This window comes from Streptomyces sp. NPDC057010 (assembly GCF_042673805.1).
Classification (GTDB): domain Bacteria; phylum Actinomycetota; class Actinomycetes; order Streptomycetales; family Streptomycetaceae; genus Streptomyces.
Window position 1 is genome coordinate 1 of sequence record NZ_JBHUSC010000098.1, and the last position, 10114, is coordinate 10114.

Annotated in this window: 11 protein-coding genes and 1 pseudogene; 7 read left to right on the forward strand and 5 right to left on the reverse strand. The window is 71.9% G+C overall.

Annotation, left to right across the window (positions count from 1 at the left end; genetic code table 11):
* Positions 1 to 144 precede the first annotated feature (144 nt).
* A complete protein-coding gene (locus tag ACFTXQ_RS35770; protein ID WP_382649619.1) occupies positions 145 to 1053 on the reverse strand; it encodes a 1-aminocyclopropane-1-carboxylate deaminase/D-cysteine desulfhydrase in 909 nt (302 codons plus the stop codon).
* A 132-nt stretch (positions 1054 to 1185) separates the two neighbouring features.
* The gene (locus tag ACFTXQ_RS35775; protein WP_382649621.1) at positions 1186 to 1413 is read right to left on the reverse strand and encodes a hypothetical protein; all 228 of its coding nucleotides are present in this window, start codon (positions 1411 to 1413) and stop codon (positions 1186 to 1188) included.
* Positions 1414 to 1727: 314 nt separating this feature from the next.
* On the opposite strand from ACFTXQ_RS35775, the pseudogene ACFTXQ_RS35780 reads away from it, so the two are divergent.
* The 3 genes and pseudogenes from ACFTXQ_RS35780 to ACFTXQ_RS35790 all read left to right on the forward strand — a co-directional run bounded on the left by ACFTXQ_RS35780 (position 1728) and on the right by ACFTXQ_RS35790 (position 3373).
* A pseudogene (locus ACFTXQ_RS35780) lies at positions 1728 to 2389 on the forward strand (XRE family transcriptional regulator).
* Positions 2390 to 2393: 4 nt separating this feature from the next.
* Positions 2394 to 2864 carry an NUDIX domain-containing protein gene (locus ACFTXQ_RS35785; protein ID WP_382649624.1) on the forward strand — a complete coding sequence of 157 codons (471 nt, stop codon included), beginning with the start codon at positions 2394 to 2396 and terminating at the stop codon, positions 2862 to 2864.
* 104 nt (positions 2865 to 2968) lie between these two features.
* On the forward strand, positions 2969 to 3373 hold the full coding sequence (locus ACFTXQ_RS35790; RefSeq protein WP_382649644.1) for a DUF4440 domain-containing protein: 405 nt from the start codon (positions 2969 to 2971) through the stop codon (positions 3371 to 3373).
* A gap of 21 nt (positions 3374 to 3394) precedes the next feature.
* On the opposite strand, the gene ACFTXQ_RS35795 is transcribed toward ACFTXQ_RS35790, so the two are convergent.
* The 3 genes from ACFTXQ_RS35795 to ACFTXQ_RS35805 form a co-directional block, all read right to left on the reverse strand.
* Positions 3395 to 3985 (reverse strand): N-acetylmuramoyl-L-alanine amidase, encoded by a 591-nt coding sequence (locus ACFTXQ_RS35795; RefSeq protein ID WP_382649627.1) that lies wholly within the window; start codon positions 3983 to 3985, stop codon positions 3395 to 3397.
* Positions 3986 to 4076: 91 nt separating this feature from the next.
* Positions 4077 to 5273, reverse strand: a complete 1197-nt coding sequence (locus ACFTXQ_RS35800) for a globin domain-containing protein (protein WP_382649630.1) — start codon at positions 5271 to 5273, stop codon at positions 4077 to 4079.
* Positions 5274 to 5402: 129 nt separating this feature from the next.
* Positions 5403 to 5858: an RrF2 family transcriptional regulator gene (locus ACFTXQ_RS35805; protein WP_382649632.1), complete on the reverse strand. Its 456-nt coding sequence runs from the start codon at positions 5856 to 5858 to the stop codon at positions 5403 to 5405.
* Between the two features lie 220 nt (positions 5859 to 6078).
* On the opposite strand from ACFTXQ_RS35805, the gene ACFTXQ_RS35810 reads away from it, so the two are divergent.
* From ACFTXQ_RS35810 to ACFTXQ_RS35825, 4 genes are all read left to right on the forward strand, one after another.
* Entirely contained in the window at positions 6079 to 7485 is a 1407-nt protein-coding gene (locus ACFTXQ_RS35810; protein ID WP_382649635.1) for a family 2B encapsulin nanocompartment shell protein, read from the forward strand.
* The gene (locus ACFTXQ_RS35815) at positions 7476 to 8558 is read left to right on the forward strand and encodes a family 2 encapsulin nanocompartment cargo protein polyprenyl transferase (protein ID WP_382649638.1); all 1083 of its coding nucleotides are present in this window, start codon (positions 7476 to 7478) and stop codon (positions 8556 to 8558) included. The genes ACFTXQ_RS35810 and ACFTXQ_RS35815 overlap by 10 nt, the downstream gene beginning before the upstream one ends.
* A 129-nt stretch (positions 8559 to 8687) precedes the next feature.
* Complete coding sequence (locus ACFTXQ_RS35820) at positions 8688 to 9290, forward strand: GNAT family N-acetyltransferase (RefSeq protein WP_382649640.1); 603 nt, start codon at positions 8688 to 8690, stop codon at positions 9288 to 9290.
* A gap of 101 nt (positions 9291 to 9391) precedes the next feature.
* A complete protein-coding gene (locus ACFTXQ_RS35825; RefSeq protein WP_382649642.1) occupies positions 9392 to 9976 on the forward strand; it encodes a dihydrofolate reductase family protein in 585 nt (194 codons plus the stop codon).
* The last annotated feature ends 138 nt before the right edge of the window (positions 9977 to 10114 follow it).

A 10114-nucleotide genomic window follows, 5' to 3' on the forward strand; every position in this document is an offset into this window, starting at 1 on the left:
GTTTTAGTCCCGGCCGACACCCCACCCCGTCCCCACCCCCGGCCGGCACGTCCAGTCCCGTGCGGGCAAAATCCAGCCCCTCCGGCGTTTGAGGACCGGGTCCGGGCGGAGCCCGGGGGCGGCTCCGCGCAGCGGCGGGGCGGGTTACGGGTGGCCCGTGATGACCGCCGTCAGGGTGGTGCCCGGGGGGAACGTCCCCGACTCGGTGAGGGCGGCCAGCGCGAACAGGAGCTTCGCCACGTACACCCGCTCCACCGGCAGGCCGTGGCGGGCCTCGAAGTCGGCGGCGAACGCCTCCAGCTCCGCCGGGACCCGGGCGTAGCCCCCGTGGTGGAAGTCCTCGGCCAGCGTCCAGGTCCCGGCCGGGCCATCGAAGGCCTGGTGCTGGAGGGAACGTATCTCCGCAGCAAGGAACCCGCCCGCCAGCACCGGGACGCCCAGCGCCCGCTGGCCGGGGGCGAGGCCCGCCGCGAGGCCGGCGAGGGTGCCGCCCGTGCCGCAGGCCACCGCGGCCACATCGGTGAACCCGCGCAGCTCGCGCCCCAGTTCCGCACAGCCCGCCAGGGCGAGCGCGTTGCTGCCGCCCTCCGGGACCACGTACGCGCCCTCCGCCCCCGCCCCGGCCAGCAGCCGCTCCAGCGTCGGGGGCTCCGCCTTGCGGCGGTAGTCGGACCGGGAGGCGAAGTGCAGCCGCATGCCGTCCGCCGCGCACCGGGCCAGGGAGTCGTTGAGCGGCCGCCCCGCCAGCTCGTCGCCGCGCACGATGCCGACCGTCCCCAGCCCGAGCAGCCGCCCGGCCGCGGCGGTGGCCCGCAGGTGGTTCGAGTACGCGCCGCCGAAGGTGACCAGGGTGTCGTGCCCCTGCGCGAGCGCCGCCCGGAGGTTCGGCGCGAGCTTGCGCCACTTGTTCCCGGGGATCACCGGGTGCACCAGGTCGTCCCGCTTCAGCAGCAGTCGTACGCCGTGCCGCCCGAACCGCTCGTCCTGGATCTCCTGCAACGGAGACGGCGGGCGCGGCTGCAAGAGCACGTCAAGGTTCGCGGGGCGATTCACCCGTCCATTGTGGGGCGCTCCCGTCCTCGCCGTCGCACGTCAGAGCCCCGCCCACACGATTCGGGTCGTGTGAGCGGGGCCGAAGCCGGCGCGCTGGACTGCCTTGCTCGCCGTCGCCCAGCGGGCCGGGGTCTACGTGTCCCGGCTGACGCGTGCGTGATCGGTGAACACACGCCGGAACAGGTCGTGCCCGGTCCGCCCGGCGTGCCGGAGCGCCCAGTCCTGCGGCCGTTCCTGTTCGTCGTGCGCGCCCGACTCGGCTCCGCAGCCTTCGGCGACGCAGAACGCCTCGTATGTCACTCCGCCTTCCGGGGCGTGCCGGATGGTGTGGGGGACGTAGCGCAGCACGGCGCGGGTCATCGGCTCACCTCCGTGTGAGGGTGCTGACGGATCTCGACGTTGCAGTCCACGACCCCCGGCCGGTGCGCTGTACGACCAGGGCAGCGCAGACGTCGCACGTCGGGTCTGCCGGATCAGGATCAGGCACCGGAAACGGATCACGTTGTTCGACCTGCTGCCACAGTCCCCGCACCATTCCGGATCCCTTCGTACCTCGCTGGTACCGGGATCGTCGCCGTGGTGATCAGGACGGGGGAACCTCGTACGTTTCCCACTTCGGGACGTCCTGCGACCTGTAGAACGTCCCTAGGCAGAACGAGCGGTTAAGGGCCCTGATGGCATCCGGCGGCTGGACTCATGCATCGCTGGCGAGCGTCACGGGCGTCGATCCGAAGAGCGTCGAACGCTGGGTCAACCTCGGACGTACTCCACGGCGGGCAACGGCGCTGCTGGCTGCCGAGACGCTGGGCGAGGACGTCCACGCACTATGGCCGGCGCTGAGACAGGCCCGTGCCGCGCGGGCCGTCAGCCCCGAACTGGTGGCGCTGTACGACCAGCGTGCTGACCTTCCCGTCTCCGTGTTCGTGGACCTGCTGACGACAGCTCGCGAGCGGATCGACGTGCCCTTCGGGAACGCGCGGCGGACGGCTGCACGGTCCGGATCGCCATCGGTGACGCGGACAGCGAGAACGTCCGGCAGCGTGGACAGGAAGAGAGGTTCGGGCACGGCATCGAATCCCGCTGCCGTCTCGCCCTCATGCACTACCGACCGTTGGCCGACGTTCCCGGCATCGAGCTGCGAACGCACAGCACGACCCTCTACAACAGCCTGTACCGGGCGGACGGCGAAGTCCTGGTCAATGCCCACGTCTGGGGTGTGAACGCGTACGGTGCGCCCGTGTGGCACCTTCGCCGTCACGAAGCCGGGGGCATGTTCGACACCTACGCCGACAGCTTCAAGGCGGTGTGGGAGACGGCCCGTCCCGTGGAGGAGTGACCCGATGGCCCGGACCGAGTACTACGACGATCCCCACGCTCCCGCGCCCAACAGCATGGTCGTGGCAGCCTCAGCCGTCGTCACGGACGACCAGGGCCGCATCCTGCTGCAACGGCGCCGCGACAACGACCTCTGGGCCCTCCCCGGCGGCGGGATGGACCTCACGGACTCCCTCCCCGGCACGGCCGTCCGAGAGGTCAAGGAGGAGACGGGCCTCGACGTGGAGATCACGGGGCTGGTCGGCACCTACACGGACCCGAAGCACATCATCGAGTACAGCGACGGCGAGGTCCGCCGTCAGTTCAACGTCTGCTTCACGGCCCGCATCACCGGGGGCACGCTGGCGATCTCGGACGAGAGCACGGAACTCCGCTTCGTGGAGCCGGCTGAGCTGGGGGCGTTGCCCATGCACCACACACAGCGCCTGCGAGTACAGCACTTCTTGGAGAGCCGCCCCGCCCCATACCTCGGCTAAGGCCTGGGTTGCCTTGGCCGGGTCGGTCGCCAGGCGGGTGGCAGACCCACGGTGGCCGTCCGGTGCCGGTCGGGGCGGGGTGGTGTTACCGTCGCGCCATGTCCATGACCACCGACAAGGCCGAGATCGACCGGGTGACCGCCGAGTTCTTCGGCGCCTTCGACAACCGCGGAGGCAAGGCCGCCGACGTGGCCCGGCTCCGCCGGCTGGTCCTTCCGGGTGGGGTGATCGTCCACGCCGGCCCGGAGCTCACCGTCTACACCGTGGAGGAGTTCGTCGAGCCCCGGGAGCGGCTGCTCGGCGACGGCCGGCTGGTCGAGTTCTCCGAGTGGGAGACCACCGAGCGGACCGAGATCGCCGGCGGTATCGCCTCGCGGTTCGGGGAGTACCGCAAGTCCGGGATCCTGGACGGCGAGCCGTTCGAGGGTGCCGGGACCAAGACGATGCAGTTCGTCCGCGGCCCCGAGGGCTGGCGGATCGCGGCCTTCTCCTGGTGTGACCGGTCCTGATCCCGGTCCCGGCGGGTTCGGCTACTTCAGGTGCTCGGCGACGCGCCCGCGCAGCCAGTCCATCGTGAAGCCCTTCGGGTCGATCTTCCCCGGCTGCCATTCCAGGTGGCCGATCACCGAGCGCGAGGTCCAGCCGTGGACCCGGCACACCGCGGCCGCCGCGCGGGCCATGGCGTCCAGCTGGACCGCCGGCCAGGGGTCCTCGCCGTCGCCGAGGTTCTCGCACTCGAAGCCGTAGAAGTGGCGGTTCCCGTCGGTGTCCGCCTCGTTGTCCGGCGGCAGCCGCTTCTCCGCGATGACCGCCGCCAGGACGTCGGAGTCGCCCTTCCCCGCGTGGTTGGCGCGGCCGTAGCCGACGAGGTGGACGCGACCGTCCTTGGTGATCACGCCGTGGCAGCGGGGGCCGGGCAGATCGGCGTCGCCGTCGCGGCAGAGGTCGACGGTGAAGGCCGTGCCGTGGCTGACGGTGTGGTGGATCACCACCCCGTGCACCGGCCCCCAGGGGCCCTTGTGGTTGCGGTTGTGGGTGCGCCAGGCGCCGACCTCGACGACGGTCAGGCCCTCGGCGCGCAGGGCCTGGATGAAGCGGTCTGCGGACATGGGTGCGGCCATGGCCGCCTCCTTTACGGTACGTACGCGGTTCGTTACGTTCCGGTGTAGTGGAGGCGGCCCTTCCGCCGCTAGGGCGGGTTCCGGACAGGAGTCAGGCGGAAGCCAGCCACAGGTCGGGGCCGAACACCTCGTAGTGGATGTCCGCGGCCGGCACCCCCTTGGCCAGCAGCTGCTCGCGCACCGCCCGCATGAAGGGGAGCGGCCCGCACAGGTACGCGCGGGTGCCGGGCGCGACCGGGACGGCCGCCAGGTCGATCAGGCCCTCGCCGTCGCCCGGATCGGCGTCCTGCTCGTACCAGAAGCGGGCCGAGGCGTCGGAGAGCTTGAGCGTCAGCGCCCGGTGGTCGCCGCGCAGCGGGTGGTCGGCGGGGGAGCGGTCGGCGTGCAGGACGGTGACCGGGGCGGTGTGCCCGGTGTCGGCCAGGTGTTCCAGCATCGAGAGCATCGGGGTGCAGCCGATGCCGGCCGAGGCGAGCAGGACCGGCGCGGCGGAGTCCCGCAGGACCAGGTCGCCGTACGGGGCCGAGACGCGCAGGGTGTCGCCGGGGTGGACGCGGGCGTGCAGGTGGTTGGAGACCTCGCCGTCGGGGCCCGCGGCGGCCGGGCCGTGGACCCGCTTGACGGTGATCGCGCGGACCGGGGAGCCGGGGGAGGTGGAGAGGCTGTACTGGCGGATCTGGCGGGCGCCGTCCGGGAGTTCGACCTGGACCGAGACGTACTGTCCGGGCTTGAAGGCGGGCGCGGGGCGGCCGTCGGCGGGGGCGATGTGGAAGGTGGTGCAGTCCGCCGTCTCCTCGACCCGGCCGGTGACCAGCCAGGCCCGCCAGACGTCGCCGGCGAGCACCTGCCGCTCGGCGTAGAGGCGCTCCTCGAGGGCGATGAGGGCGTTCGCCATCAGCCAGTAGACCTCGTCCCAGGCCTCGGCGACCTCGGGGGTGACGGCCTCGCCGAGGATCTCGGTGATCGCTTCGAAGAGGTGCCGGTGGACGACCGGGTACTGCTCGCGGGTCACGCCGAGCGAGGCGTGCTTGTGGGCGATGCGGTTCAGCATCACGTCGGGGCGGGTGTCCGGGCGGTCGACGAGGTGGGTCGCGAAGGCGGCTATGGAGCCGGCGAGGGCCTGCTTCTGGAGGCCGGCGTTCTGGTTGCCGCGGTTGAAGAGGTCGCGGATGAGCTCCGGGTGGGCCGCGAACAGCTTCGCGTAGAACAGCTCCGTGATGTCGCCGATGGCCGCGCCGACGGCGGGCAGGGTGGCTCGTACGGTCGCGGTCGACTTCTCGGACAGCATGGCGGAACTCCTCGCGTAATTGGTATTTAAGATGCGTATTTTTGGGTGACGGGAAGCCCTCGTCGCGGTGCGGACTTGTGTGCGATCCCCGTCGGTGGGCGGCGTGAACCGGCCATCCGGCCCGGCCGGTCAGGGCCTTTCGGGCCCGCCCGGAGCGCCGCCCGAGATGCCCAGCAGCAGCGGCCCGGTCGGGGCCGCGACCAGGTCGTTCACCGTCAGCGGGTCGAGTGCGGCGAAGAAGGCCTCCTGGGCCCGGCGCAGGGCGCCCCGCAGGACGCAGGCGCTCCGCAGCGGGCACGGGGCGCTGCCCTCGCACTCCACGACGTCGCCCGCGCCCTCCAGTTCGCGCACCACCCCGCCCACCGAGGCCGCCCGGCCGGCGGAGGTCAGGGTGAGCCCGCCGCCGCGGCCGCGCCGCGCCTCGACCAGGCCGAGGTGCTGCAGCCTGGCGACCACTTTGGCCGTGTGGGTGTACGGAACCTGCATCGTCGCCGCCACGTCGCGGGTGGTCGGGAGGTCCGCCTCCGCGACGGCCAGGCGCATCAGGACGCGCAGGGCGAGGTCGGTGAATCGGGTCAGCCGCATGTGCTCACGGTAGAAAATTTGCATCCGCGTTGCAAATTAAACGCCCTGCGCGCGATGGCTGAAAGTGGTGGGCCCCGAGGGGCCGGTGGGGAGCGAGGCGACCCCAGAGGGTGCCCCGCCCCCGGACGGAGTAGTCCCACCCTTTTGTGTAATGGTCCCACCACGTTCCGTACTGGAAGGCTGCTCCCGCAGGTCCATGGAGTGATCGAAAGGGAAAGACATGTCGGTCCAGGCAGGTTCCGAATCCGAGACCCAGACATCGCAGCGCAGTCTGGGGACGTCTGCGGCGCGGAACTTGGCAACCACGACCAAGTCCGCGCCGCAGATGCAGGAGATCACCTCACGGTGGCTCCTGAAGACGCTCCCGTGGGTCTCGGTGCAGGGCGGCACCTACCGCGTCAACCGCCGGCTGAGCTACTCGGTCGGCAACGGCATCGTCGAATTCATCAAGACCGGCACCCAGGTCCAGGTGATCCCCGCCGAGCTCGGCGAGCTCCCGCTCCTGCGCGACTACGAGGACCTCGACGTGCTCGGCGAACTCGCCCAGCGCTGCCGCCAGATCGACTTCGAGCCCGGCCAGGAGCTCACCTCCTTCGGCAACGCCTCCGACCAGGTGTTCCTCCTCGCCCACGGCCGCATCGACCAGATCGGCCCCGGCCCCTACGGCGAGGACGCCGTCCTGCGGACCGTCGCCGACGGCGCCTACTTCGGCGAGGACTCCCTCGTCGACGAGGAGGCGATCTGGGAGTACACCGCCCGCGCCGCCACCTCGGGCACCGCGCTCGTCCTGACCCGTCAGGACTTCCAGCTCCTCGCCGACCGGGTCGACTCGCTGCGCGCGCACATCGACTCCGTACGGTCCCTGCCCGAGCAGCGGACCAACAAGTACGGCGAGGCGGCCATCGAGCTCTCCGCCGGCCACCAGGGCGAAGCCGTCCTCCCCGGCACCTTCGTGGACTACGAGGCCCGCCCGCGCGAGTACGAACTCTCCATTGCACAAACGGTCCTGCGCGTGCACACCCGCGTCGCCGACCTCTACAACCACCCGATGAACCAGACCGAGCAGCAGTTGCGGCTCACGGTCGAGGCGCTGCGCGAGCGCCAGGAACACGAGATGCTCAACAACCCCGGATTCGGCCTGCTCCACAACGCCGACTACGACCAGCGCATCCAGCCCCACGACGGCGCGCCCAGCCCCGACGACATGGACCAGCTGCTCAGCATGAGGCGCGGCTCCAAGCTCTTCCTCGCCCACCCCAAGGCGATCGCCGCCTTCGGCCGCGAGTGCAACAAGCGCGGCCTGTACCCGGAGACCGTCGACGTCGACGGCCACCGCATCCCCTCCTGGCGCGGGGTGCCGATCTTCCCGTCCAACAAGATCCCGATCAGCGACGCGCGCACCACGTCCATCCTGTGCATGCGCACGGGTGAGGACGAGCAGGGCGTGATCGGCCTGCACCAGCCGGGCATCCCCGACGAGATCGAGCCGAGCCTGTCGGTCCGCTTCATGGGGATCAGTGAGCAGGCGATCATCTCCTACCTGGTCACGGCCTACTTCTCCGCCGCCGTGCTCGTGCCGGACGCGCTCGGCGTGCTGGAGAACGTCGAGATCGGCCGTTGGCGCTGAACGCCGTAGCGACCGGCGAGGGCCAGGAGGCCGCGGCCCTCCTGGAACGGACGAGAGAAACGGTCAACCCGGAGCTGCGCAGGGCGGTCGAGAGCCTGCCCGGCGCGATGCGGCGCGTCGCGATGTACCACTTCGGCTGGGAGCACGCCGACGGCAGCCCGGCCGAGGGGAGCGCCGGCAAGGCCATCCGGCCGGCCCTCGTCCTCGCGGCGGCCCAGGCCCTGCAAGGGCCGGCCGGGCAGCAGAACGGGCAGCAGGGCGGCCAGCCGGGCCGGCGTCCGGACGAGGCCGTGCGCGCGGCGGCCGCCGTGGAACTGGCGCACAACTTCACGCTGCTGCACGACGACGTCATCGACAACGACGTCCGGCGCCGCGGGCGTGCCACCGCCTGGACGGTCTTCGGGATCCCGGACGCCGTCATCACGGGCGACGCCATGATGGCGCTCGCGCTGGGCCTGCTCGCCGAGGACCCGCACCCGGCCTCGGCGGCGGCCTCGGCCCGGCTCTCGGCCTGCGTCATCGAGCTGTGCGCCGGCCAGCAGGCGGACTGCGCGTTCGAGGAGCGCCCGGACGTCTCGCTGGACGAGTGCCTGACCATGGCGACCGCCAAGACCGGCGCCCTGCTGGGCTGCGCGTGCGCCCTGGGCGCGCTGTACGCGGGGGCCGGGCCGGACGAGGTCGACGCCATGGACGCCTTCGGGCGGGAGGCCGGCCTGGCCTTCCAGCTCATCGACGACCTGATCGGCATCTGGGGCGACCCGGGGCACACGGGCAAACCCGCCGGGGCCGATCTGATCGCCCGCAAGAAGTCCCTCCCGGTCGTGGCCGCCCTCACCTCGGGCACCGCGGCGGGGGAGGAGCTGGCCGCCCTGTACGCCGGGCCCATGACCGGGGACGACGTGCACAGGGCGGCCGAGGCCGTCGACCGGGCCGGCGGGCGCGACTGGGCGCAGGCCCACGCCGCGGACCGGATGGGCCGGGCGGTGCAGCAGCTGTCCCGGGCCGTCCCGGACCTCGCGGCGGCGGGCGGGCTGCTGGCGCTCGCGGAGTTCGTGACCCGCCGTACGAGGTGATCCCGGGGCGGCGGTGTCCGCGCCGGGCCTGTTCCGGCACCCGCACGGTGCCGGAACGGGCCTTTCTGCGTGTGGGGACCAACTCTAGGATCGCTCACGGTTGTTGACGATGAGCGAGAGGTGTGACCGGTGGCGCTGGAGATACGTCGGGCGGAACAGTCGGACCGGGACGCGGTGGCACGCCTCCTCGACGAGGCCTTCCGGCCCGACCCGGTGAGCAGCTGGGTCTTCCCGGACCCGGAGCACCGGGCCGCGGTGCACGGCCGGTTCCTGGGAGTCTTCGTGGACGTGGCGCTATCCGAGGGCCGGATCGACTACGCGGTGGACGGCTCGGCGGCCGCGCTGTGGCTGCGGATCCCGGCCGGGGATCCCGACGGGGAGCCCGTCGAGGACGAGGTCCCGGCGAAGATGCGCGCCGTCGCCGATCCGGACAACGAGCGGTGCGAGCTGGTCGGCCGGCTGACGGGCGCGGTCCACCCGATGGCGGAGGAGCACGAGTACCTGCTGATGATCGCGGTCACCCCGGACCGGCAGGGCGAGGGGCTGGGCACCGAGCTGATGCGCCCGGTGCTGGAGCGGTGCGACCGCGAGGGCGTGCCGGCGTACCTGGAGGCCAGCAGCGAGCGCAGCAGGGGTCTGTACGAGCGGCTCGGCTGGGAGTTCACGGGCGAGCCGGTGCGGCTGCCGGAGGGACCGCTGATGTGGCCGATGTGGCGCAAGCCGCAGGGGTAGGCCCCGGCATCCGGTCAAAGCCTGTTGCCAAACCACTTCATGCGCAGTACTTTGATTGACGTGCCCCGGTGCGGTGGCACTGCCGAACGGAAGAGAATCGCTTGCGCAAGCTCACGTACTTCATCGCCACGTCGGTCGACGGCTTCATCGGAGCCCCGGACGGCGACGGCGATTTCTTCTACGACTACGTCGACGCCGAGTTCGTCGAATTCCTCAAGGCCGAGTACCCGGAGACCATCTCCGCCGCGGGCCGCGCCCAGCTCGGCCTCGCGGACAGCGCGCCCCAGCGCTTCGACGCGGTGCTCATGGGCCGCGGCACCTACGAGCCGGGCCTCAAGCAGGGCCTGACCAGCCCCTACGGCCACTTCCGCGAGCAGTACGTCGTCTCGCGCTCCCTCGCCATCCCGCCGGACCCGCAGGTGCGTCTGATCAGCGGCGACGTGGCCGCCGAGGTCCGCGAGCTCAAGGCCGCGGACGGGCTCGACATCTGGCTGTGCGGCGGCGCGGACCTGGCCGCGCAGCTGATCGACGAGATCGACGAGTTCGTCGTCAAGACCTACCCGGTCTTCGTCGGCACCGGCATGCCCATGTCGCGGGCCGGCTTCGGGGTGCGCCCCCTGGAGCTCACCGGGGTCAAGGCCCTCGGCGGCGGCCAGCTCGTCACCACCTACGCCGTCAAGCGCTGACGCCCCGCCGCCACGACGCGCGGAACCGGCCTACCGTGGAGGTATGGCCGGTGAACAGCGGGAACAGCACGCGCACGGGGTGGTCGCCCCGCAGGCCGGGCACGCGCAGCACGCCGGCCCGGCCGGCCGGAGCTGCGT